Consider the following 22,752-nt stretch of genomic DNA (forward strand, 5'->3'; position numbering starts at 1 on the left):
GGGCTGACGCCGACTGGGTGGTGTGGCTAACATCACGCCAGCGCGTCATCTCGGCATGCGGATCATCCGCCGGGCGGAGTCGGCGCGCCGCAGCGGAGCGCAAGGGAGCGTGTTCGCGGTGTTACGGAGGTGGACGTGCTGCCAGGACGGGGACGAGCCCCTGCCGAGTTGATCTCTCGCCTCGTCGGGACGCACACCGTCTGGAATACGGTGGGTGACGGCGAGTTCTTCTGTCCCGGCTGCGGCGGGGACCGCAACTATCAGCGCCGGACGGGCCGCCGCTTCATCGCCGTGCTGGGCATCCCGACGCTGCCGCGGGGGCGCAGCGGTCCGGTGATCGAGTGCGCGGCGTGCAGGGAGCAGTTCCGTACCGAGGTGCTCGACCATCCGACGACCCACCGGCTGACGGCCATGCTGCGGGACGCCGTGCACACCGTCACCCTGTCCACACTCGCCGCCGGGGGGACCTCGACTCCCGCCCTGGAGGCCGCCGTACGGGTCCTGAACGACGCCGGGGTGGAGAACTGCACGGCCTTGCAGCTCACCGCACTCGTCGAGGCGCTCACCGCCGAGACCGGCGCGATGAGCCGGGGCTGCGATGAGGGCTGCGCGGGCCTCTCGGTGGAACTCCACGAGGCGCTGGCCCCGTTGACGCCCTTCCTCGCCGCGCCGGGCCGGGAGTCGATCCTCCTCGAAGGCGCCCGGATCGCCCTCGCGGACGGGCCGTACACCCCGGCCGAGCGCGATGTGCTCGGCGCCGTGGGCAAGTCGCTGACCATCACCACCGACGAGGTCGAACGACTGCTCACCGCCGCCCGCACACCGTCCTGACCCGGCGCCTCCGCCCGCCTCCCCCCCGCACCCTCGGTGGACGCGGCACGTGCTGCCGCCCCGGCACCCGCTGCCGCTCCCCTCCCGCCTTACTCCCCAGGGAGTACCGGCGCCCCTCGGCCCACCCCCGTAGTACGGCCGTACTCGCTCTCAAGCCCGAGGAATCGGCGTGCGGGGGCCGGGAGGCTGGACGGGTCCGAGTCCGCCAGGGTGGAGGGAGGCCCGCGTCATGGGGGCCGCGAAGAACAGTTCACGACGCCGGGCCGTGCCCTGGGTGGTCCTCGGCCTGTGGGTGGCCGCACTGGCCGTGCTCGGGCCCTTCGGCGGCAAGCTGGCCGACGTGCAGCGCGACCGTGCCGTCGACTACCTGCCCGCGAGCGCCGACTCGACGCAGGTGGCCGAGATGCAGGACCGGCTGCCCGGCGGCGAGACCACCCGGCTGGTGCTCGTCTACCACCGCGAGGGCGGACTGACCCCGGCCGACCGGGACCGGGCCACCGGGCAGGTCGAGCGGATCGCGGAGGCCTTCGAGCTGACCGGCAGGCCCGGGCCGGTGCCGTCGAAGGACGGCTCCACGCTGATGTACCCGGTCGGCAGTACCGCGCCGGGTACCGACGAGGAGGCGCGGGACGACTTCGTCCACGGGGTGCGGGAGATCACCGAGGGCGGTGACGGGCTCAGCGTCGACGTCGGCGGTCCGGGGGCGCTGGCGACCGACGCCGCCGAGGTCTACACCTCCCTGGGCGGCCCGCTGCTCTACACCACGGTCGCCGTCGTCGCGCTGCTGCTCATCCTCATCTACCGCAGCCCCTTCCTCTGGCTGGTCCCGCTGGTCGTCGCCGGAATCGCCGACTTCCTGTCGATGGCGGTCGCCTACGGCCTCCACCAGTTCCTCGGCACCCCGATCAGCGGCCAGAGTGCGGGCGTGATGACGATCCTCGTCTTCGGCGCCGGTACGGACTACGCCCTGCTGCTCGTCTCCCGCTACCGCGAGGAACTGCGCCGCTTCGAGCGCCCCCAGGAGGCGATGCGGGCGGCCCTGCGCGGCTGCGGACCCGCCGTGCTCGCCTCCTCCGGCACCGTGGCGGCGGGACTGCTCTGCCTGCTCGCCGCGGACCTCAACAGCAGCCGCGGCATCGGCCCGCTCGGCACCGTCGGGGTGCTGTGCGCGCTGGTCGCGATGGTGACGCTGCTGCCCGCGCTGCTGGTCCTGCTCGGCCGCCGGGTGTTCTGGCCGCTGGTGCCCGCCTTCGGCAGCCGGCCGAAGGAGCGGCGCGGCATCTTCGCCGCCATGGGCTCCTCGGCGGGGCGGCGCCCGCTCGCCGTGCTGGCCACCGGAGGCGTAGTGCTCGGCGCGCTCGCCCTCGGCGCCTTCGCGCTGCCCGGCGAGCTCAAGCAGGAGGACTCCTTCACCGAACGGCCGCAGGCGGTCACCGCGATGCGGACGCTCGCCGAGGCCTACCCCGAGCACAGCACCCAGCCCGTCACCGTCCTCACCCCGAGCGGGCGGGCGGAGCGCTCCCTGCGCGAGATCCGCGCCACCGAGGGCGTCGACACCGCCAGGACGACCCGGGCGGGCCAGGGGTGGACCGAGATCTCCGTGGTCGCCGAGGGCGCGCCGCAGAGCCCGGCCGAGACCAGGACCATCGAACGGCTGCGGGACACCCTCGACGGCTCCTACGTCGGTGGCCCGAGCGCCGAGCAGATCGACCTGAGGGAGACCAACGCCAGGGACACCCGCATCGTCGTCCCGCTCGTCCTCCTCTGCGTCCTGCTGATCCTGACGGTGCTGCTGCGCTCGCTGGTCGCCCCGGTGCTGCTGACCGTCGCGGTGGTCGGCGTCTGGGGCGCCTCGCTCGGCATCGCGGGGCTCGTCTTCGGGCCGCTGTTCGGCTTCGGCGGCACCGATCCGGGGCTCGGCCTGCTCTCCTTCGTCTTCCTCGTCGCGCTCGGTGTGGACTACGGGATCTTCCTGATGCACCGCATGCGGGAGGAGTCGCTGGGCGGCGCCGAACCCGCCGCCGCCGCGCTCACCGCGCTGCGCACCACCGGGGCCGTGATCGCCTCCGCGGGCCTGGTGCTCGCCGCGACCTTCGCCGTGCTCACCAGCATGCCGATGGTGCAACTGGTCGAACTCGGCTTCGTGATCGCGGTCGGCGTGCTGCTCGACACCTTCCTGGTACGCACCTATCTGGTGACCTCGGCGAGCCTGCTGCTCGGCCGGAAGCTCTGGTGGCCGGGTGCCCTCTCGAAGCCGCCCCGGCAGGCGGACCCGCCCCGCGAACCCGAGACCGTGGGCGCGGCGGCCCGCTGATCCGAGCCTCGGCCCGCCGGTCCGTACGTCGGCCCGCCGGTCCGTACGTCGGCCCGCCGGTCCGTACGTCGGCCCGCTGGTCCGTACGTCGGCCGGTGATCCGCGCGGCGGCCCGGCGATCCGTACGACGACTCGCCGGGCCCGCACGGCAGGCGGCCGACCCGCCGCCAGGCCGTCCCGGGGCGCGCCACCGACCGCCCCGGGACGGCCCTCCCGCCTCCCGCAGCCTCCTCAACTCCCGTACGCGCCCCACCCGCTGGAAGCGCGGAGCCACCCACGGGAACCGCGGACCCACCCGCTGCGACCCCGGACCGAACCGGACGAACCCCCCGGACCGAACCCGACGAACCCTCTGACGGAAGATGACCCCGTGGACGATGTGGACCATGCGGACGTCGTGGACGATCCGCCGAAGGCACCGGGCGCCGGGCCGCGGCTGACCGAGCGGATCCTCGCCGCCGCCACCCGGGAGCCGATGAGCGCCCCGCACCGGCTGCGCAACGACTGCCTCCTCGCGCTGGCGGCCTGCGTGCTCTCCGTCCTGCTCGGCACGCTGGGCGACTCAGGACGCCGCCCGGACGCGCTCGGCTGGGCGCTGCTCCTCGCCAGTGCCCTGCTGATCGCGGTCCGGCGGCAGCGGCCGGTGCTTGCGGTGGCCGGGCTGGTCGCCTGCGTGGCGCCGTACCACGCGATGGACAACTCCCATGCGGCCTCGATGTTCCAGACCTGCGTGATCCTCTACACGGTCGCCGCCACCGGCAGGCCGCTGCGCACCCTGTTCGTCGCCCTCGGCGTCCTCACCCTGGTGGTCTCGGTCGTCAGCGCGAACAACGCCCACGAGGGCCTGCAACTGCTGCGCATCTCGGGCTGGATCCTCGCCATGCTCTTCCTCGGCATCGACGTCCGGGTCTACCGGCAGTACGTCGCCTCGCTCGTGCAGCGCGCCGAACGGGCCGAGCGCACCCGCGAGGAGGAGGCCCGGCGCCGCGTCGCCGAGGAGCGGCTGCGCATCGCCCGCGACCTGCACGACCTGCTCGCCCACAGCATCACCCTGATCGGCGTGCAGACCTCGGTCGCCGCCCACGTCCTGGAGGCCGACCCCGAGCGCCTGGACCGCAAGGCCGTGGCCGGCGCCCTGGAGGACATCGCCGAGACCTGCCGCACCGCCCGCGGGGAGCTGCGGACCACCCTGGAGGTGCTGCGCCGCTCGGATCCGGGCGGCGGCCGCGGCCCGGTGCCGGGTCTCGACGGGGTCGCCGACCTCGCCCGTGCGGCGCGTACGGCGGGCGCCACCGTCGAGGTGTCGGTACGGGCCGCCGGGGTCCCGCCCTCGGTGGGCGCCACCGCCTACCGGATCGTGCAGGAGGCGCTCACCAACGCGGTACGGCACGCGGGGCCCAGCCCCTCGGTGCGGGTGGAGCTGCACTCCGCGGACGGCACCCTGCACGTGGCGGTCTCCGACGACGGCCGGGGCGGTCAACTGGCCCGGAAGGGGCGGGGGTTCGGGCTCACCGGCATGCGGGAGAGGGCCCGCAGCGTCGGCGGCGCCTTCACCGCGGGGCCCCGGAGCGAGGGCGGTTTCGCCGTCCGCGCCGCCCTGCCCCTCCCCGCGGCGGACGCCGCCCCATGACCCCGCCCGCCACTCGGCCCCGCCGGGAAGCCCCCGCCTCGCCGGGCCGTCCCGTCCTGCCGGGCCGCCCCGACCCGGTGGGCCGCCCCGCCCCGCCGCACCGCCTCGACGCCGCCGAGCCGCTCCCCGGCCGTACTCCCCGTGGAGGGACCGTGACCACCCCCATCCGTGTGCTGCTCGCCGACGACCAGCACCTGGTGCGCGCCGCCTTCGCCATGCTCGTCGCCTCGGCGCCCGACATGGAGGTGGTGGCGCAGGCCGGTACCGGCACCGAGGCGGTGGACCTCGCCCGCAGCACCAAGGCCGATCTGGTCGTGATGGACATCCGGATGCCGGGGCTCGACGGCATCGAGGCGACCCGGATCATCGCGGCGGACGCGAGCCTCGCCGCGGTACGGGTGCTGGTCCTGACGACGTACGACACCGACGAGCATGTCGTGGACGCGCTGCGCGCCGGGGCCTCCGGCTTCCTGGTCAAGGACACCCGCCCGGCCGAACTCCTGGACGCCATCCGGACGGTGTCCGCGGGGGAGGCCCTGCTCTCGCCCGGGCCGACCTCCCGGCTGATCGCGCGCTTCCTCTCCGCCCCCGAGGCGCCGACGGGCGCGGCGGGCGGGCCGGAGGGGCTGTCCGAGCGTGAACGGCAGGTGCTCACCCTGGTCGCCCGCGGCCTCAACAACACCGGCATCGCCGAGGCGCTGGGCCTCAGCCCGCTCACCGCCAAGACCCATGTCAGCCGCATCATGGGCAAGCTCGGCGCCCGCGACCGCGCCCAACTTGTCATCGTGGCCTACGAGTCCGGCCTCGTCACCCCCGGCGAACGCTGACCGCCCGCCGCGCGTCCCGCTCACGGCACACCACACACGCCCCACCCCGCACACCCTCACCCCACTCCGCGCCGCCCCTCACTCCACCGGTCGCGCGCCTCTTGCCGTCCCACCCCACCGGCTATACGTTCCGCGCGAGGGAACATCCCACGTCCTATGTCCGACCGGACCGGCCGCCCCGAGCTGCCCTCAACCGGCCTGTGCCGCACCCCAGTTGAACGAGCCCAACCGCCGAACCGGCCACACCGAGCCGGCCCCGCCACCACCACAGCCGAACCGACCCCGCCCGGCCTCACCACCCCAGCCGAACCCCTCCCGCCGAACCACCGAAGCGACCCCGCCCCCCCCGCTGAACAGGAGAGCGATGCCCACCAGGAGCCGCACCCTCGCCTGCCTCGCCACCGGACTCACCGCCGCCCTCGCCGCCGCCGTGCTCCCCGCGACCGCCTCCGGGGCCGCCCCCACCGCCCCGGACGCCCCGGGGCGGTGCGCCTCCTCCGTCCCGTACGTCTCGGGGGAGGGCGGCTACGACACGTACCGCATCCCGGCCGTGGTCCGCACCCGGGCCGGGACCCTGCTCGCCTTCGCCGAGGGACGCGTCGGCGGGGCCGGGGACAGCGGGAGCATCGATGTCGTCCTCAAGCGTTCCCGCGACGGCGGCTGCACCTGGGGGCCGACCGCCGTGGTCGCCGCCGGGGGCGGGGACACCCGGGGCAACCCGGCGCCGGTCGTCGACCCCCGCACCGGCCGGATCGTCCTGCTGACCTCGTACAACAGCGGGCAGGTCACCGAGGCGCAGATCATGCGCGGGGAGGTCACCGCGGCGCAGAGCCGCCGGGTCTTCGTGCAGTACAGCCGGGACGACGGCCGCCGCTTCTCGCCGCCCCGGGAGGTGACGGCCGCGGTCAAGCCGCCGGGCTGGCGCTGGTACGCCACCGGGCCCGGCCACGCGCTCGCGCTGACGCACGGCCCGCACCGCGGCCGCCTCGTGGTCCCGGCGAACCACTCCGTCGCGCCGCCCGCGGGCTCCTCCGACACCGGCCAGGAACCCCGCTACTACGGTGCCCACGCGCTGCTCAGCGACGACGGCGGGCGCCACTGGCGGCTCGGCTTCGTCGACGCCGCCTACGAGGGCGAGAGCAACGCCAATGAGTCGAGCGCCGCCCAACTGCCCGACGGCAGCGTGTACTTCAGCGCCCGCGACCAGAACGGCCCCTCGGTGGGCAACCGGCTCGACACCTCCTCGCGCGACGGCGGGCGCAGCGTCGAGCGGCCCTACCGGGTGCAGCCCACGCTGAACGAGGTACCGGTGGTCCAGGGCAGCGCCCTCCAAGTGCCCGGCAGGAGAGGGCCGTTGCTCTTCTCCGGGCCTTCCGTGCCGAGTGCCCGCCGCTCGATGGCCCTGTGGTCCTCCACCGACCGGGGCGCGCACTTCACCCGGGCCCTCACCCTCTCGCAACTCCCGGCCGCCTACTCGGACTTGGTGCCGCTCGGTCCCGCGACGCTGGGCCTCCTCTACGAGACCGGTGACCAAGGGACGTACGAGAGGCTGGAGTTCCGGCGGATCGCGCTGCGCGAGCTGCGCTGAGGCCCGGCGCGGGTGCCGGGCTCAGAGCAGTCCGGCACTCGCCAGGTGCTTGCCGATCCGCTTCACCTCGTCCTCGGTGAGCGGGAGTTGAGGGGCGGCGGTGACCGGGCAGTCGATGACGCCGCGCAGATGCAGGGCCGCCTTGAAGGCGCCGAGGCCCGAGGAGCTGGCGCCGATCCGCGCCGGGTCGCCCTCGTCGACGATGCGGAACAGGGCGGCGAGGCGCTCCTGTTCGGTCCGCGCGCCCGCCCAGTCGCCCGCGCGGCACAGCCGGGCCAGGCGGACGTAGCCGTGCGGATCGACATTGCCGAGGCCCGGCACCACCCCGTCGGCGCCCATCGCGAAGGCCGAGTCGACGGTGAGTTCGGAGCCGGTGAGCACGCTGAAGGAGGGCGGGCCCGGGAGCGCGCGGCGGCCCATCAGGACGCGGCGCAGCCCGGCCTCGTCGCCGCTGGAGTCCTTCAGGCCCGCGAGCACGCCCTGCGCGGCGAGTTCGAGGACCAGGCGGGCGTCCAGCTTGCTGTGCACGGACACCGGCAGGTCGTAGGCGAGCACCGGCAGCTGCGCCCGCTCGGCGACGACCTGGTAGTGCCGGACGATCTCCGCGGGGTGGGTGCGGGTGTAGAAGGGCGCGGTGACGACGATGCCGTCGGCGCCCGCGGCCCGGGCCGTGTGCGCGTGGTCCAGGACCCGCAGCGCGGTCATGTCGATGGCGCCGGCGAGGACCGGGAGCTGCCCGCCCACATGGGCGACCACCGTCTCCACCACCCGGCGGCGGTGCCCGTCGGGCAGATAGGCCGCCTCGGAGGAGGAGCCGAGCACGAAGAGGCCGTCCACGCCTCCCGCGACCAGGTGGTCCACGAGACGGGTCAGCGAGGCGGTGTCCACCTCCAGGTCCGGGGTCAGGGGTGTGCAGACGGGCGGGACGACACCGGTCAGCAAGGGGGGAAGGCTCATGGGTGCTCCTTCGGTGCGCTCGCCTGGAGGACGAGGTCGTGAATGGACTCGCCCCCGCCGACCGGATGGTGGCAGCGGAAGCGGTGGCCGCCGTCCGCCGCCGGGAGGCCCGGGGCCTGGAGATCCACCACCGGGACCTTCGCGGCCGGGGGATCCGCGGCCGGGAGATCGGCTCCCGGGACCGCCGCCGAGAACTCCGGCATGGAGGCGGCGCACTGCCCGTCCGCCTTCCAGCAGCGGGTGCGGAAGGGGCAGCCGCTCGGCGGCCGGGTCGCCGAGGGTACCGGACCGGCCAGCGGGATCGGCTCGATCGGGGTGAGCAGCCCGGGCGTCGCCGAGAACAGCGCGCGGGTGTACGGGTGGCGTGCGTGCGCGGTGACCTCGGCGGCCGGGGACTCCTCCACGATCCGGCCGAGGTACATCGTGATCACCCGGTCGCTCATCCGCCGCACGGTCTGGATGTCGTGCGAGACGAAGACCAGGGCGAGGCCGAGCCGCTCCTTGAGGTCGAGGAGGAGGTTGAGGATCTGCGCGCGCACCGAGACGTCGAGGGCGCTGGTCGGCTCGTCCGCGACGACCAGCTCCGGCTCCAGGGCGAGCGCGCGGGCGATGGCCACCCGCTGCCGCTGCCCGCCGGAGAGCTGCCCCGGCAGTCCCTGGGCGAGCACCTTCGGCAGCCCGACGAGGGCCATCAGCTCCTGCACCCGGTCCTCGCGCTCGGCGGGGGTGCCCCGGCGGTGCACGTCGAGCGGGTCGCGCAGGATCTGGCGTACCGTCAGCCGCCGGTTCAGCGCGGTCGAGGGGTCCTGGAAGATCATCCCGGTGTGTCGGCCGATCGCCCGGCGCCGCTCGCCCGCGCTCATCGCCCACAGGTCCCTGCCCCGGAAGGCGACGGTGCCCGAGGTCGGCCGCTGCGCCCCCACCAGGACCCGGGCCAGGGTGGACTTCCCGCAGCCGGACTCGCCGACCACGCCGACCGTCTCGCCGGGTGCGATGTCCAGGTCGGCGCCGGTCAGCGCGTACACCTTGTCGCGGGAGAGGAGGCCGCCGGTGCGGGCCCTGTGCACGACGTGCGCTCCGGACAGGGAGATGAGGCTCATGTGACGGGCTCGCTTTCCCGGCCGTCGCTGCCGCGGCCGTCGGGGTCCTCGGGCGCGGGCCCGTGAGGCCGCTTGCCGTGCGTACCGGTGCCCGCGAGATCGAGGGCCGGGTGGTGGCAGGCCGCCGTGTGCCGGGGCGGGTCGCCGAGCAGGGCGGGCGCCGAGGCGCGGCAGCGCTCGCTCGCCAGCGGGCAGCGGTCCGCGAAGCGGCAGCCCGCGGGGAAGCCGGCGGGGGAGGGCACCACGCCCTTGATCTGGGTCATCCGCTCGGCGGCGGACTCCAGCGAGAGCACCGAGCCGAGCAGCCCGCGGGTGTAGTGGTGGGTCGGCGCCTCGACCAGGTCGGCGGTCACCCCGGTCTCCACGATCTGCCCGCCGTACATCACCACGATCCGGTCGGTGACGTCGGCGACCAGGGCGAGGTCGTGCGAGACGAGGACGAGCGCGAAGCCGAGTTCGGCGCGCAGCCGCAGCAGCAGTCCGATGATCTGCGCCTGCACGGTCACATCGAGGGCGGTGGTCGGCTCGTCCGCGATGATCAGCTTGGGGCTCCGGGACAGGGCGAGGGCGATCAGTACGCGCTGGCGCTGGCCGCCGGAGAGTTCGTGCGGGTAGCTGCGCAGGGTGCGCTCGGGGTCCAGGCCGACCATCTCCAGGAGCTCGCGGGCGGTGTGCGTACCGCCTCGGCGCACCACCTGGCCGAGCTGGGCGCGGATGGTCATCGCCGGGTTCAGCGAGGAGAGCGCGTCCTGGTAGACCATCGCCATCTCGTGGCCGAGCAGCCGGCGGCGGGCGCCCGCCTTCATCCGGGTCAGGTCCTTGCCGTCGAAGACCACCTCGCCGCGGATCCGGGCACCCTGGGGCGCGAGGCCCATCACGGTCAGCGCGGTCAGCGACTTCCCGCAGCCCGACTCGCCGACCAGGCCGAGCACCTCGCCCGGCCGCACCTCGAAGCCGATGCCGTCGACGATGTCCACGCCCTCGTGCCGCTGGTCGAAGCCGATGGCGAGGCCGCGCACCCGCAGCAGCGGTTCGCCCGCGGGCAGCGGCCGGGCCCGCTTCCGCAGCCGGGCCGCGGCCTCGGTGAGCCCGGGCAGCGCGAGGACCTTGCCGGTGCCCGGCTCGGGGGCTTCGAGGACGTCCTCCTTGCGGGCGGCGCGCGGGCGCACCCCGTGGCCCGCGGGCGCGGCCCAGGCGTCGGAGACCCCCTCGGAGAGGATGTTCAGGGCGAGCACGGTGACCAGGATCAGCAGGCCGGGGAAGACGGTCGCCCACCAGCCGCCGATCTGGACCAGGTTCTTGCCGTCGGCGATGACGCTGCCCCAGGAGGGGTCCGGGGGCCGTACGCCCGCGCCGATGAAGGAGAGCGAGGCCTCGAAGACGATCGCCTCGGCGACCTGCACGGTGCAGAAGACCAGGATCGGCGCCGCGCAGTTGATCGCCACGTGCTTGAGGACGATGTGCCAGGTCCGCGCGCCGATGATCCGCTCGGCGACCACGTAGTCCTCGCCGTACTGGGCCATCACATTGGCCCGCACCACGCGGGCGATCGGCGGGGTGAACAGGAAGGCGATGGCGCAGATCAGTACGGGGATGCCGCCGCCGAAGACGGTGACCAGGACGGCGGCGAGCGCGATGCCGGGGAAGGCCATCACGATGTCCAGGCAGCGCATCATGGTCTCGTCGACGGCCTTGGTGCCGGTCGCCGCCAGTGCGCCGAGCACCGCCCCGCAGACCAGCGCGAGCAGGGTGGCGCCGAGCCCGATCGCGAGCGACCAGCGGGCCCCGTACATCAGCCGGGACGCGATGTCGCGGCCGAGCGAGTCCTGGCCGAGCCAGTGGGAGCCGGAGGGGCCGCCGTCCCCGACCAGGGTGGCCTGGTCCAGCGGATCGTGCGGGGCGAGCAGCGGGGCCAGGGCCGCGAGCAGGGCCACCACCGTGAGCACGCCGAGGGAGATCTTGGACAGCAGTGGCAGGCGGCGCAGTCCGCGCAGCCGGATGCCCGGCCGGGCCAGGTCCTCGCTGAGCTTCCTGGGGCTCCGGGTGAGCGGGGAGCGCGGTTCGGACGTGGTCATCAGGCACCCCGCAGTCGTGGATTGACGAGCAGATACAGGACGTCGATGACGAGGTTGACGACCACGAAGCCGAAGGCGGTGGTCAGCACCACGCCCTGCACCACGGCGGGGTCGCCGTTCTTGACCGCGTCGATCATCAGCTTGCCCATGCCCGGCAGCGAGAAGATCGTCTCGATGACCACGGCGCCGCCGAGCAGATAGCCGACCCGCAGGCCGAGCACGGTCAGCGGGTTGATCAGGGCGTTGCGCAGCACATTGCGGCCGACGACGACCACCGGGGGCAGCCCGCTGCCGATCGCGGTGCGCACGTAGTCCTTGTCGAGTTCCTCCACCACCGCGGTGCGCACGATGCGGATCAGCTGGGCGGCCACCGGCAGCGAGAGGGCGAGCGCGGGCAGCGTCATCGTCTTGAGCCAGCCGGTGAAGGAGTCGCCCGGGTTGATGTAGCCGCCGGTCGGGAACCAGCCCGCGTCGACCGCCAGGTACTGGATCATCAGCAGCGCCAGCCAGAAGCCCGGCGCGGCCACCCCGACCAGGGAGACGACCCGGATGATCTGGTCCGGCAGCCGGTCCCGCCAGATCGCGGCCGCGACCCCGAGGAGCAGGGCGAGCACCACCGCGATGCCGAGGCCGAGGAAGGTCAGCTGCATGGTCAGCGGCAGCGCGGTGGTGATCTGCTCGACCACCGGCTGCCGGTTCAGGACGCTGAAGCCCATGTCGCCGCGGAGCAGATCGCCGACGAAGGCGAGGTAACGCACCGGCAGCGGGTCGAGCAGGCCGTTCTTCTCCCGGAACTCGTGCAGCTGCTCCTGGGTGGGGTTGGCGCCCTGGTAATAGGCCGAGGCCGGATCGTTGTCCGAGAACCGCATCACGAGGAAGACGAACAGCACGATCCCGAGCATCAGCGGGACGAGCAGGACAATGCGACGAGCCAGGATTCTGGCGACCGCGGCCACGAACGCTCCTTAGTGCAGGGGGACCGGCGAGAGTGCGGGGGCGCCGGGGGTTCGGGTACGGGCGGGTGCGTACCGGCGGGGGCCGGCCCCGCGGGCCGGGCGCATCCGCCGCTCAGCCGCTCGGCTTGGCCTGGAGCAGGTTGATGCCGGGATACGGCTGGGCCCGGACTCCGCTGAGCTGCTCGGCGTCCCAGGCCGTCATGAGTTCGTTGTGGACGACCGGATAAATCACCGCGTTCTCGGCGACGACGTCGAGGTAATCCTGCGTCATCTCCTTCTTCTTCGCCGGATCCGGCTCGCGCGTCGCCTTGTCCATCATCGAGAACAGGCGCTTGGCCTCGGCCTTGTCCGCCCAGCGGGCATAGCGCATCCAGAGGTTCTCGGGGCCGTAGTTGTAGCGCATGATCAGGTCGGCGTCGATGCCGAACTGGTTGGGGTTGGAGGCCGCCGCGACCACCTGGAAGTCCTTGTTCTGGTCGAGCTTGCCGAAGACCGCCGCGGTCTCCTGCGGCTCCAGGGTGGTCTCGACCCCGACCGCGTCCCAGGAGGCCTTGATCGTCGGCAGGCAGTCCACCAGCCAGCTGACGTTCACCGCGGTCAGCTTCACCTTGAGGTTCTTCACCCCCGCCGCGGCGAGCAGCTGCTCGGCCTTCTTCGGGTTGTACGCGTAGACCGTCTTCGCCTCGCGGTGCGCCGGGTTGCCCTCGTCGAGGAAGGAGGTGGCCGCCTTGCCGTGGCCCCGCAGCGCCGCCTCGATCATCTTGTCCCGGTCGACGGCGTAGTGCAGCGCCTGGCGCACCCGTATGTCCCCGAAGGGCTCGTGCGCCGTGTTGAAGAGCAGGAACAGGTGGTTCATCCCGGCGCCGCCCTCCACCCGCAGCCCCTCGCTCTGCAACTGCTCGATGTTGGCGTACGGGATGTTGTCGGCGATCTGCGCCCCGGCGCTGCTGCCGGAGATCTTCGCGACCCGGGGGGCGGCGTCCACGATGGACAGCCAGTTCATCTTCTTGAAGGCGGCCTTGCGCGGGCCGTTGTACGCGGCGAAGGCGGCGAAGGTGGTGTTCGACTTCGGGTGGTGCGCGGTCTGCCGGTACGGGCCCGAGCCGATCGCCTTGCCGCGGGTGGCCTCGTCCCAGCCGCCCGGCTTGCCGAAGACGTGCTTCGGCATGATCTTGGCGAGGGTGAGGCGGGGCGCGCCGTCCGGGAAGGGGAACTTCAGGACCAGTTCGACCGTCCGCGCGTCGACCTTCCTGACCTCCTTCAGCCAGGAGGCGAAGAAGCCCTTGGCCAGCGAGGTGACCTTCGGGTCGAGGATGCGGTCGAAGGTGAAGACCACGTCCTCGGTGGTGACCGGCCTGCCGTCGTGCCAGGTGGCGCCCTCGCGCAGGGTGAAGCGCCAGGTGGTGGCCTGCAAGTCGGCGGGGACCTCGGTGGCGAGGGCGGCGTACGGCTTCCGGGTGAGCGGGTCGGTGTCGAGCAGGCCCTCGTAGATGTGGTGGTTGGCGGCCATGCAGAAGGCCGAGGCGGTCTGTGTCGGGTCCCAGCTCTGGTCGTTCCCGTAGCCGATGACGGCGGTCAGGGTGCCGGTGCCGCGGCCCCCGCCGGTCTCGTTGGTGGACTCCGGGCCGGAGGAACAGGCCGAGAGCGTCGTGGAGATCGCGGCGGCCGCGCCGAGCGCGCCGGAGTGCTTCAGAAAGGACCGGCGGTGCAGGCCCGGTCCGGCGGTCACGTCGCGCACTGTGCCCTCCATGAAAATAGGAGATACCACGTCCTACGTCGTGGGTAGCGCGACCATAAAAGCGGCCGGAGAAGCGGTCAAGGGCATGCGCACGAATCCCGGTTGCTCCGGACGTGGGACGTAGTACCTCCGCTGGGCTTACCCTTTCGGGCATGTCCGAGGAGCCGAGGTTTTCCGCGGGCCTGCCCGCCCGGGACCGCCGGGTGAGCGGCCAGGTCCAGGGCGCGATCATGCAGCTGATCCTCGACAGCAGACTCGGCCCGGGCGATCCGCTGCCCACCGAGGCCGAGCTGATGGACACCCTCGGCGTGAGCCGCAACTCCGTACGCGAGGCGCTCAAGGCCCTCCAGGCCCTGGACATCGTGGAGATCCGGCACGGCTACGGCACCTATGTCGGCCAGGCCTCGCTGACCCCCCTGGTGGACGGGCTCACCTTCCGCACCCTCGCCCGGCACGAGGACGCCCACGCCCTCGGCGAGATCCTGCAGATCCGCGAGGTCCTGGAGGAGGGGCTGATCCGCCGGGTCGCCACCGCGCTCGGCGAGCGGGAGCTGGACGCCCTCGAGGACCTCGTCGAGCGGATGGAGGAGGCGGGCCGCACCGGGCGGCCCTTCCCCGAGCTGGACCGCGCATTCCACGAACTCCTCTACCGCCCGCTCGGCAACACCCTCGTCGCCCAGCTGCTCGGCGCCTTCTGGAACGTCTTCCACCGGGTCGCCCTCGCCCAGGACTGGACCGAGGACCCCTCGCCCGAGCGCACCGTGCGCCGCCACCGCGACATCGTGACCGCCCTGCGGGCCCGCGACGTGGCGGCGGCCCAGCGCGCCATGGCGGACCACTTCCGCGGCATCGAGGCGCGCGCGGTCCGGGCGACCCGGGGAGTGGGCTGACCCGCGGGCGCGCCCGCGGACCCTCCGCCGCGCCCGTTCGGGCAAACCTATTCGGCCATCTCCTGTCCCCCTCAGGTCACTTGCGTGTCCAGTGCGAGGCCGAGCCGTTCACACGTGGGTAGTTGGCCCCGGTTCGGGGCACCGTTCACTCGGGACTGGCTGCGCGACGCATGCGGAGGGACACGAAGCGTGAATCGGGGCGGGACGGGGGAGCATGAGGGGCAGCGCGAAGGGGGAAGCCGGATGGCACTGCCGGTCGGCTCGTACGCCGTGGACACCCGGACCGGGCAGCTCGGCCGGGTCATGGGGCACGAGGGGCCGTATGTGCAGCTGAGGCCCCTGGGCGGCGGCCGGGAGTGGGACTGCGCCCCGGAGGCGGTGCGCGGGGTCACCCTCGCCGAGCACGACCGCCCGCGGGCGGGCGAGGACGGGGCGCCGGTGGGCTGAGGCCCCGGCCCGCGGGCCCGCCCCCGGGATCCCGGGCCCTTCGCCGCCCCCGGGGTGCGCGAGAATGGGGTCATGGACTCCTACCCCGCCCGGGCCGCCCGCCCCCGCACCCGGCCAGGCGCCCCCGCGCGCGGCACGGGCCCCCGGGCAGGCAGCGGGGCCGCCCGATGAGCCTGTTCCGCGACGACGGCATCGTGCTGCGCACCCAGAAGCTCGGCGAGGCCGACCGGATCATCACCCTGCTCACCCGCGGTCACGGCCGGGTCCGCGCGGTGGCCCGCGGGGTGCGCCGCACCAAGTCGAAGTTCGGCGCCCGCCTCGAACCCTTCTCCCATGTGGACGTGCAGTTCTTCGCCCGGGGCAGCGAACTGGTGGGCCGCGGACTGCCGTTGTGCACCCAGAGCGAGACCATCGCGCCCTACGGCGGCGGCATCGTCACCGACTACGCCCGGTACACGGCGGGCACCGCGATGCTGGAGACCGCCGAGCGCTTCACCGACCACGAGGGCGAACCCGCGGTCCAGCAGTACCTGCTCCTCGTCGGGGGCCTGCGCACCCTGGCCCGCGGCGAGCACGCCCCGCACCTGGTGCTCGACGCCTTCCTGCTGCGCTCCCTCGCCGTCGGCGGCTACGCCCCGAGCTTCGACGACTGCGCGAAGTGCGGCATGCCGGGCCCCAACCGCTTCTTCTCGGTGGCCGCGGGCGGCTCGGTCTGCGCGGACTGCCGGGTGCCCGGCAGCGTCGTACCCTCGCCGGGGGCGCTCGCCCTGCTCGGCGCGCTGCTCACCGGCGACTGGGAGAGCGCGGACGCCTGCGAGGCCCGTTACGTCCGGGAGGGCAGCGGCCTCGTCTCGGCGTATCTGCACTGGCACATGGAGCGCGGACTGCGCTCGCTGCGCTACGTCGAGAAGACATGAGACGGACGGCGGGGCCGTACGGTCGGGGGAGAGCGGTCTACCCCAGCGGTACGAGATCCGGCCGTCCCCGCTGAAGGAGCGGCACCGCCGCGGACAGCAGCCGCGCACCCGGGCAGCCCGGGGCGCACCGAACGATCGGAGTGAGGACCGTCATGGCAGTACGCGGGATTCTGGGGCGCTCGCGCCGCGAGTACAAGACGCCCGAGAAGCACCCGTCCGGCGCCCGCCCGCCGAAGCTCCCCGGCGAACTGGTCCCGGGGCATGTGGCGGTCGTCATGGACGGCAACGGGCGCTGGGCCAAGGAGCGCGGGCTGCCGCGTACCGAGGGCCACCGGGTCGGCGAGGGCGTGGTGATGGACGTCCTCAAGGGCTGCCTGGAGATCGGGGTCAAGAACCTCTCCCTCTACGCCTTCTCCACCGAGAACTGGAAGCGCTCGCCCGAGGAGGTGCGCTTCCTGATGAACTTCAACCGGGACGTCATCCGCCGCCGCCGCGACGAGATGGACGAACTGGGCATCCGCATCCGCTGGGTGGGCCGGATGCCGAAGCTGTGGAAGTCGGTGGTCCAGGAACTCCAGATCGCCCAGGAGCAGACCCAGGGCAACGACGCCATGACGCTCTACTTCTGCGTCAACTACGGCGGCCGGGCCGAACTCGCGGACGCCGCCCAGCGGATGGCCCGGGACGTGGCCGCGGGCCGCCTCGACCCGAACAAGGTCGGCGAGAAGACCATACAGAAGTACCTGTACTACCCGGACATGCCGGACGTGGACCTCTTCCTGCGCCCGAGCGGGGAGCAGCGCACCTCCAACTACCTTCTCTGGCAGTCGAGTTACGCCGAGATGGTGTTCCAGGACGTGCTCTGGCCCGACTTCGACCGGCGGGACCTGTGGCGAGCCTGCCTCGAATACGCCTCCCGCGACCGCCGCTTCGGCGGGGCCATCCCGAACGAGGAACTCCTCGCGATGGAGGGCGAGCAGCCCGAGGAGTGAACGGCTCCGGGCCGAGCAACGCAGGCCGGACGACGGACGCCGGACCCGGAACCCCTCGCGGTCCCCGGTCCGGCGCTCCGGAAGCCTCAGCGGCCGCTCTTGCGCGCGCAGTCCGCGCAGGTGCCGAAGATCTCCACGGTGTGCGCGACATTGACGAAGCCGTGCTCCGCGGCGATCGACTCGGCCCACTTCTCCACGGCCGGGCCCTCCACCTCCACCGCGCTGCCGCAGACCCGGCAGACCAGGTGGTGGTGGTGCTCCCCGCTGGAGCAGCGCCGGTAGACGGACTCGCCCTCGTGGGTGCGCAGCACGTCGACCTCGCCCGCGTCGGCGAGGGACTGCAGGGTGCGGTAGACGGTGGTCAGGCCCACCGAGTCGCCCTTGTGTTTGAGCATGTCGTGGAGCTCCTGCGCGCTGCGGAACTCTTCCACCTCGTCGAGAGCTGCCGCTACGGCCGCACGCTGGCGGGTCGACCTGCCTCGTACCGGGGCTGCCACGATTGCCTCCTGACGTCTGCTGTACGGCCATTGTGTCAGGTCGCGGGAGGGGACCGCGGGTGACTCAGATCTCGTCGTGCGCCCCGCTGCGGGGCCCGGACAGCCCCGTCGCCCCGGCCGCCGCGGGCACCGCGCACTCCACCGGGCCCGCGGGCTGCCCGGCACCGGCGAGCGCCCGGGCGCGGCGCCGGGCGAGCGGCGTCGCGACCACGCTGAGCACCAGGAACACCCCGATGGTCAGCAGCACGATGGTCGCCCCGGGCGGCACGTCCTGGTAGTACGAGGTCACCGTGCCGCCGACGGCGACGGCCACCCCGATCACCACCGAGAAGACATAGGTGGCCAGGAAGCTGCGGGTGATCTGCTGCGCCGCGGCCACCGGGACCACCATCAGCGCGCTCACCAGGAGCAGCCCGACGACCCGCATCGCCACGGTCACGGTGACCGCCGCCGTCACCGCGGTGACCAGGTTGAGCAGCCGCACCGGCAGCCCGGTCACCCGGGCGAACTCCTCGTCCTGGCTGACCGCGAAGAGCTGCCGGCGCAGCCCGAGGGTGACCGCGAGCGCCAGCGCGGCGAGCACGCAGATGGTGACGATGTCGTCCTCGGAGACCGTGGTCAGCGAGCCGAAGAGGTACGAGCCGAGGTTGGCGTTGGAGCCCCCGGGGGCGAGGTTGATGAAGAGCACCCCGCCGGACATGCCGCCGTAGAAGAGCATCGCGAGGGCGATGTCGCCGCGGGTCCTGCCGTACCAGCGGATCAGCTCCATGGCGACCGCGCCGAGCACGGCGACCGCGGTCGCCATCCACACCGGCGAGGCGGAGAGCAGGAAGCCGAGGCCGACGCCGGTCATCGCGACATGGCCGATGCCGTCGCCCATCAGGGCCTGGCGGCGCTGGACCAGGTAGATGCCGATCGCCGGGGCGGTGATGCCGACCAGCACGGCGGCGAGCAGGGCCCGCTGCATGAAGGGGAAGGTGAGGAGTTCCATGGCGCTTCCTTCGGCCTCGTCAGCTCAGCAGTCCGGAGCGCAGCGGCTGGGGGGCGGGGTCGTGCGGGTGGACGTGGTCGTGGCCCGGCAGCGCGTGCTGGCCGACCGCCTCGGGCGGCGGGCCGTCGTGCAGGACGCAGCCGTCGCGCAGCACCACGGCGCGGTCGATCAGCGGTTCCAGGGGCCCGAGTTCGTGCAGCACGAGCAGCACCGAGGAGCCCGCGCCGACCTGTGCGCGCAGGGTCCTGGCCAGCACCTCCTGGCTCGCCAGGTCGACGCCCGCCATCGGCTCGTCCATGATCAGGAGTTCCGGCTCGGCCGCCAGCGCGCGGGCGATCAGGACCCGCTGGTGCTGGCCGCCGGAGAGCGCCTCCACCGGGTCGCCCGCGTGCTGCGCCATGCCGACCTGCTCCAGGGCGCGGTGGACGGCCTCGCGGTCGGCGCGGCGCATCGGCCCGAAGCGGGTGCGCGCGAGGCGGCCCGCCGAGACGACCTCGGTGACGGTGGCGGGCACCCCGGAGGAGGCCGTGGTGCGCTGCGGTACGTAGCCCACCCGCGACCACTGGCGGAAGCGGCGGCGCGGGGTGCCGAAGAGGCGGATCTCCCCGCCGGTGACCGGGACCTGGCCGACGATGGTGCGGATCGCGGTGGACTTGCCCGAGCCGTTGGCGCCGAGCAGCGCCACCACCTCGCGCCGTCCCACCCGCAGGTCGACTCCGCGCAGCACCGGCCGCGCGCCCAGTTCGGCGCTCACCTGCCGCAGCTCGATGACCGGCTCACCGCCGCGGGTGGCTTCCGGAGTGTCCATGGCTCGCGCCTTCCGTCCTTGCCTGCCGGACGGCGGTCTCCCGCCGCCGGGCGTCGTCACTGGGAGCCGAGTGCCTTCTTGAGCGCCGCCAGGTTGGCGTCCATGACCTGGAGGTAGTCCTCGCCCTTCGACTTGCCGGTGATCCCCTCGACCGGGTCGAGGACATCGGTCTTCAGGCCGCCGTCGTCGGCGAGGGTCTTCGCGGTCTTGCCGGAGACGAGGGTCTCGTAGAAGACGGTGGTGACGCCGTCGGCCTTCGCCATCTTCTGCAGGTCCCGGACGCGTCCCGCGCTCGGCTCGCTCTCCGGGTCGAGACCGGAGATCGCCTCTTCGGTCAGACCATAGCGTTCGGCGAGGTAGCCGAAGGCGGCGTGGGTGGTGATGAAGACCTTGGTATCGGTCTTCGCCAGGCCCTTCTCGAAGCGGCCGTGCAAGGCGTCCAACTTGCCGACCAGGGCCGCGGTGTTCTTGCGGTAGTCCGCCTTGTGGTCCGGGTCGGCCTTCTCCAGGGCCTTGCCGACGCCCTCGGCGACCTCGGCGTACTTCACCGGATCCAGCCAGATGTGCGGGTCGAGGCCGCCGTGCTCGTGGTCGTGGCCGTGCCCCTCGTGGCCTTCCTCCTCGCCGTGCTCCTCGTGGTCACCGTGCTCGTCGTGCTCCTCGGCGTGGCCGCCGACCTCGGTGCCGTGCTTCTCCTGCGAGGTGAGGGTGGCGGCGTCCACCTTGACCTTCGCGCTGGACTGCGCCACGGACTCGTCGACGGCGGGCTGCAGCCCCTTCAGATAGAGGACCAGACCGGCCTTCTGCAGATGACCGGTCTGCTGGGCGCTGATGTCCAGGTCGTGGGGCTCGGTGCCGGGCTCGGTGAGGTTGCTGACCTTCACATGCTCCTTGCCGATCTCCTCGGCGAGGAACTGCATCGGGTAGAACGAGGCGACGACGTCCAGCTTCCCGTCGACCTTCCCGTCCCCGGAGGAGGTGGAGCAGGCCGTGAGGGCACCGAGGCCGAGCGCCGCGGCCGTGGTGGCGGCGAGGGCGGTGGATATGCGGGAGGGAGTCGGGCGGCGTCGTACGTTCATGACACTCATTTTCACTAAAACTGGAAACGATTGTCAACTACAGCGATCTTGATCCCTCGGTCCGCCCCCGGCCCGGCCGGTCCGCGCTCCCGGCCGCCCAACCGATTTGATCCGGGTACCCGGGGCGCCGGTAACCTGATGCATTAGCCCTCATTCCTCGCCCGCCACTCGACCGCAAGCCCTTTACCGAGGCGCTCCCGCGCCGCCCCCCGTCCCATTTCTCCGTCGTAATGAAGAGAGCACCGTGGCCGCCGACAAGATCGACACCATCGTCAGCCTGAGCAAGCGCCGTGGCTTCGTCTACCCGTGCAGTGAGATCTACGGAGGCCAGCGCGCCGCCTGGGACTACGGTCCGCTCGGCGTCGAGCTCAAGGAGAACATCAAGCGCCAGTGGTGGCGCTACATGGTCACGTCCCGCGAGGACGTCGTCGGTATCGACTCCTCGGTCATCCTGGCCACCGAGGTCTGGCAGGCCTCCGGCCACGTCGCGACCTTCACCGACCCGCTGACCGAGTGCACCTCCTGCCACAAGCGCTACCGCGCCGACCACCTGGAGGAGGCGTACGAGGAGAAGCACGGCCGCACCCCGGCGAACGGCCTCGCCGACCTCAACTGCCCCAACTGCGGCAACAAGGGCACCTTCACCGAGCCCAAGCAGTTCTCCGGCCTGCTCTCCACCCACCTCGGCCCGACCCAGGACAGCGGCTCCGTCGCCTACCTGCGCCCGGAGACCGCCCAGGGCATCTTCACCAACTTCGGCCTGGTGCAGCAGACTTCGCGCCGCAAGCCGCCCTTCGGCATCGCCCAGATGGGCAAGTCCTTCCGGAACGAGATCACGCCCGGCAACTTCATCTTCCGCACCCGCGAGTTCGAGCAGATGGAGATGGAGTTCTTCGTCAAGCCCGGCGAGGACGAGAAGTGGCACGAGTACTGGATGGAGCAGCGCTGGAACTGGTACACCGGTCTCGGCCTCTCCGAGGAGAACCTGCGGTGGTACGAGCACCCCGCCGAGAAGCTCTCCCACTACTCCAAGCGCACCGCCGACATCGAGTACCGCTTCCGCTTCGGCGGCAGCGAGTGGGGTGAGCTGGAGGGCGTCGCCAACCGCACCGACTACGACCTGAACGCGCACTCCAAGGCCTCCGGCCAGGACCTCTCCTACTTCGACCAGGAGGCCCAGGAGCGCTGGACGCCGTACGTCATCGAGCCCGCCGCCGGTGTCGGCCGCACCATGCTGGCCTTCCTGCTCGACTCCTTCGTCGAGGACGAGGCGCCCAACGCCAAGGGCAAGCTGGAGAAGCGCACCGTGCTGCGCCTCGACCCGCGCCTGGCCCCGGTCAAGGTCGCCGTGCTGCCGCTCTCGCGCAACCCGGAGCTGTCCCCGAAGGCCAAGGGCCTCGCCGCCGCTCTGCGCCAGCACTGGAACATCGAGTTCGACGACGCGGGCGCCATCGGCCGCCGCTACCGCCGCCAGGACGAGATCGGTACGCCCTTCTGCGTCACCGTCGACTTCGACACCCTCGACGACAACGCGGTGACCATCCGCGAGCGCGACTCGATGAAGCAGGAGCGGGTATCCCTCGACCAGATCGAGGGATACCTCGCAGGTCGCCTCATCGGCTGCTGAACCACCACGAGTACACCCGGAGTTGACGGCCCGCACCGTCAATTCCCTTGCGGGGCCCCCGATTCCGTATCCGGAAGCGGGGGCCCCGTTGCACACTGGGCGCATCCCGACCCAGGAGGCCCCCGATGCCGTCCATGACCACGAGCAAGGTCAGCCGATGGGATCAGCACGGACGGGAACACACCGTCCACGTCAGCAAGTCGGGCGTCCAGCGCGCCCTGCGCTGCGCGACCTGCGACTGGCAGAAGAAGGCCCAGTTCCTGCCCTGGCTGAAGGCCGAGGAACACCTCGCCGAGGCGCACCAGGCGACCGTCGACCCGGCGGAGGACTGAACCGCCGCCGGTCCTCCCGCGTATGCGCCTTCCTGGGGAAACGCCATCGGTTTCCCGGAGCTCTCGGCGGGCGTCCCGTCTGTTTCCGGCGGGTGTACGGCAGCCGGCGGGCGCCGGACCTGGGTGGGAATAGCCGGGTCTACGCGCGGCCACCTG

20 protein-coding genes are annotated in these 22,752 nt (G+C 72.8%); 11 read left to right on the forward strand and 9 right to left on the reverse strand.

The features are described from left to right. The first annotated feature begins 135 nt into the window (after positions 1 to 135). The 5 genes from MID12_RS23570 to MID12_RS23590 all read left to right on the forward strand — a co-directional run bounded on the left by MID12_RS23570 (position 136) and on the right by MID12_RS23590 (position 7,190). Positions 136 to 831, forward strand: a complete 696-nt coding sequence (locus MID12_RS23570; RefSeq protein WP_263170558.1) for a TerB family tellurite resistance protein — start codon at positions 136 to 138, stop codon at positions 829 to 831. 229 nt (positions 832 to 1,060) lie between these two features. After that, positions 1,061 to 3,145: an MMPL family transporter gene (locus MID12_RS23575; RefSeq protein ID WP_263170560.1), complete on the forward strand. Its 2,085-nt coding sequence runs from the start codon at positions 1,061 to 1,063 to the stop codon at positions 3,143 to 3,145. A gap of 379 nt (positions 3,146 to 3,524) precedes the next feature. Beyond that, positions 3,525 to 4,775, forward strand: a complete 1,251-nt coding sequence (locus MID12_RS23580) for a sensor histidine kinase (RefSeq protein WP_263173401.1) — start codon at positions 3,525 to 3,527, stop codon at positions 4,773 to 4,775. A 152-nt stretch (positions 4,776 to 4,927) separates the two neighbouring features. Beyond that, positions 4,928 to 5,602, forward strand: a complete 675-nt coding sequence (locus MID12_RS23585) for a response regulator (RefSeq protein WP_040258230.1) — start codon at positions 4,928 to 4,930, stop codon at positions 5,600 to 5,602. A gap of 364 nt (positions 5,603 to 5,966) precedes the next feature. Then, positions 5,967 to 7,190, forward strand: coding sequence for a sialidase family protein (locus MID12_RS23590; RefSeq protein ID WP_263170562.1), 1,224 nt, complete (start codon positions 5,967 to 5,969; stop codon positions 7,188 to 7,190). Positions 7,191 to 7,211: 21 nt separating this feature from the next. Here the strand turns inward: MID12_RS23590 and MID12_RS23595 are convergent, their stop codons facing one another. The 5 genes from MID12_RS23595 to MID12_RS23615 all read right to left on the reverse strand — a co-directional run bounded on the left by MID12_RS23595 (position 7,212) and on the right by MID12_RS23615 (position 14,028). Continuing rightward, entirely contained in the window at positions 7,212 to 8,147 is a 936-nt protein-coding gene (locus MID12_RS23595; protein ID WP_040253765.1) for a dihydrodipicolinate synthase family protein, read from the reverse strand. Beyond that, entirely contained in the window at positions 8,144 to 9,247 is a 1,104-nt protein-coding gene (locus MID12_RS23600) for an ABC transporter ATP-binding protein (RefSeq protein ID WP_263170565.1), read from the reverse strand. Before MID12_RS23600 ends, MID12_RS23595 begins: the two co-directional genes overlap by 4 nt. Next, positions 9,244 to 11,322, reverse strand: coding sequence for a dipeptide/oligopeptide/nickel ABC transporter permease/ATP-binding protein (locus MID12_RS23605; protein WP_263170566.1), 2,079 nt, complete (start codon positions 11,320 to 11,322; stop codon positions 9,244 to 9,246). The genes MID12_RS23600 and MID12_RS23605 overlap by 4 nt, the downstream gene beginning before the upstream one ends. After that, positions 11,322 to 12,278 (reverse strand): ABC transporter permease, encoded by a 957-nt coding sequence (locus tag MID12_RS23610; protein ID WP_040253770.1) that lies wholly within the window; start codon positions 12,276 to 12,278, stop codon positions 11,322 to 11,324. The genes MID12_RS23605 and MID12_RS23610 overlap by 1 nt, the downstream gene beginning before the upstream one ends. A gap of 112 nt (positions 12,279 to 12,390) precedes the next feature. After that, entirely contained in the window at positions 12,391 to 14,028 is a 1,638-nt protein-coding gene (locus MID12_RS23615) for an ABC transporter substrate-binding protein (protein ID WP_263170568.1), read from the reverse strand. A gap of 140 nt (positions 14,029 to 14,168) precedes the next feature. Here MID12_RS23615 and MID12_RS23620 point away from each other — a divergent pair, with 140 nt between their 5' ends. The 4 genes from MID12_RS23620 to MID12_RS23635 all read left to right on the forward strand — a co-directional run bounded on the left by MID12_RS23620 (position 14,169) and on the right by MID12_RS23635 (position 17,262). After that, positions 14,169 to 14,906 (forward strand): FadR/GntR family transcriptional regulator, encoded by a 738-nt coding sequence (locus MID12_RS23620; protein ID WP_078845209.1) that lies wholly within the window; start codon positions 14,169 to 14,171, stop codon positions 14,904 to 14,906. Positions 14,907 to 15,149: 243 nt separating this feature from the next. After that, positions 15,150 to 15,353: a hypothetical protein gene (locus MID12_RS23625; RefSeq protein WP_040253775.1), complete on the forward strand. Its 204-nt coding sequence runs from the start codon at positions 15,150 to 15,152 to the stop codon at positions 15,351 to 15,353. A 167-nt stretch (positions 15,354 to 15,520) separates the two neighbouring features. Beyond that, the gene (recO, locus tag MID12_RS23630) at positions 15,521 to 16,270 is read left to right on the forward strand and encodes a DNA repair protein RecO (RefSeq protein ID WP_040253777.1); all 750 of its coding nucleotides are present in this window, start codon (positions 15,521 to 15,523) and stop codon (positions 16,268 to 16,270) included. 152 nt (positions 16,271 to 16,422) lie between these two features. Further along, positions 16,423 to 17,262 (forward strand): isoprenyl transferase, encoded by an 840-nt coding sequence (locus MID12_RS23635; RefSeq protein ID WP_040253779.1) that lies wholly within the window; start codon positions 16,423 to 16,425, stop codon positions 17,260 to 17,262. Between the two features lie 86 nt (positions 17,263 to 17,348). Here the strand turns inward: MID12_RS23635 and MID12_RS23640 are convergent, their stop codons facing one another. The 4 genes from MID12_RS23640 to MID12_RS23655 form a co-directional block, all read right to left on the reverse strand. Next, entirely contained in the window at positions 17,349 to 17,759 is a 411-nt protein-coding gene (locus MID12_RS23640; RefSeq protein WP_269466679.1) for a Fur family transcriptional regulator, read from the reverse strand. 64 nt (positions 17,760 to 17,823) lie between these two features. Further along, positions 17,824 to 18,750 carry a metal ABC transporter permease gene (locus MID12_RS23645; protein WP_040253781.1) on the reverse strand — a complete coding sequence of 309 codons (927 nt, stop codon included), beginning with the start codon at positions 18,748 to 18,750 and terminating at the stop codon, positions 17,824 to 17,826. Positions 18,751 to 18,769: 19 nt separating this feature from the next. Next, complete coding sequence (locus MID12_RS23650; protein ID WP_263170570.1) at positions 18,770 to 19,558, reverse strand: metal ABC transporter ATP-binding protein; 789 nt, start codon at positions 19,556 to 19,558, stop codon at positions 18,770 to 18,772. 56 nt (positions 19,559 to 19,614) lie between these two features. Further along, positions 19,615 to 20,637: a metal ABC transporter substrate-binding protein gene (locus MID12_RS23655; protein WP_263170571.1), complete on the reverse strand. Its 1,023-nt coding sequence runs from the start codon at positions 20,635 to 20,637 to the stop codon at positions 19,615 to 19,617. 244 nt (positions 20,638 to 20,881) lie between these two features. Here MID12_RS23655 and MID12_RS23660 point away from each other — a divergent pair, with 244 nt between their 5' ends. Next, on the forward strand, positions 20,882 to 22,264 hold the full coding sequence (locus tag MID12_RS23660) for a glycine--tRNA ligase (protein WP_040253788.1): 1,383 nt from the start codon (positions 20,882 to 20,884) through the stop codon (positions 22,262 to 22,264). A 125-nt stretch (positions 22,265 to 22,389) separates the two neighbouring features. Beyond that, a complete protein-coding gene (locus MID12_RS23665; RefSeq protein WP_040253792.1) occupies positions 22,390 to 22,596 on the forward strand; it encodes a hypothetical protein in 207 nt (68 codons plus the stop codon). The last annotated feature ends 156 nt before the right edge of the window (positions 22,597 to 22,752 follow it).

Origin of the sequence: Streptomyces sp. SCSIO ZS0520 (assembly GCF_025643355.1) — a bacterium.
GTDB classification, from domain to species: Bacteria; Actinomycetota; Actinomycetes; order Streptomycetales; family Streptomycetaceae; genus Streptomyces; species Streptomyces physcomitrii.

Excerpts from the sequence above, each read along its gene's own strand:
- MID12_RS23605 (WP_263170566.1), bottom strand. The coding sequence starts at position 11,322 with ATGACCACGTCCGAACCGCGCTCCCCGCTCACCCGGAGCCCCAGGAAG.
- MID12_RS23600 (WP_263170565.1), bottom strand. The coding sequence starts at position 9,247 with ATGAGCCTCATCTCCCTGTCCGGAGCGCACGTCGTGCACAGGGCCCGC.
- MID12_RS23615 (WP_263170568.1), bottom strand. The coding sequence starts at position 14,028 with ATGGAGGGCACAGTGCGCGACGTGACCGCCGGACCGGGCCTGCACCGC.
- MID12_RS23655 (WP_263170571.1), bottom strand. The coding sequence starts at position 20,637 with ATGAACGTACGACGCCGCCCGACTCCCTCCCGCATATCCACCGCCCTC.
- MID12_RS23650 (WP_263170570.1), bottom strand. The coding sequence starts at position 19,558 with ATGGACACTCCGGAAGCCACCCGCGGCGGTGAGCCGGTCATCGAGCTG.
- MID12_RS23620 (WP_078845209.1), top strand. The coding sequence starts at position 14,169 with ATGTCCGAGGAGCCGAGGTTTTCCGCGGGCCTGCCCGCCCGGGACCGC.
- MID12_RS23645 (WP_040253781.1), bottom strand. The coding sequence starts at position 18,750 with ATGGAACTCCTCACCTTCCCCTTCATGCAGCGGGCCCTGCTCGCCGCC.
- MID12_RS23665 (WP_040253792.1), top strand. The coding sequence starts at position 22,390 with ATGCCGTCCATGACCACGAGCAAGGTCAGCCGATGGGATCAGCACGGA.
- MID12_RS23635 (WP_040253779.1), top strand. The coding sequence starts at position 16,423 with ATGGCAGTACGCGGGATTCTGGGGCGCTCGCGCCGCGAGTACAAGACG.
- MID12_RS23625 (WP_040253775.1), top strand. The coding sequence starts at position 15,150 with ATGGCACTGCCGGTCGGCTCGTACGCCGTGGACACCCGGACCGGGCAG.
- MID12_RS23595 (WP_040253765.1), bottom strand. The coding sequence starts at position 8,147 with ATGAGCCTTCCCCCCTTGCTGACCGGTGTCGTCCCGCCCGTCTGCACA.
- MID12_RS23590 (WP_263170562.1), top strand. The coding sequence starts at position 5,967 with ATGCCCACCAGGAGCCGCACCCTCGCCTGCCTCGCCACCGGACTCACC.
- MID12_RS23575 (WP_263170560.1), top strand. The coding sequence starts at position 1,061 with ATGGGGGCCGCGAAGAACAGTTCACGACGCCGGGCCGTGCCCTGGGTG.
- recO (WP_040253777.1), top strand. The coding sequence starts at position 15,521 with ATGAGCCTGTTCCGCGACGACGGCATCGTGCTGCGCACCCAGAAGCTC.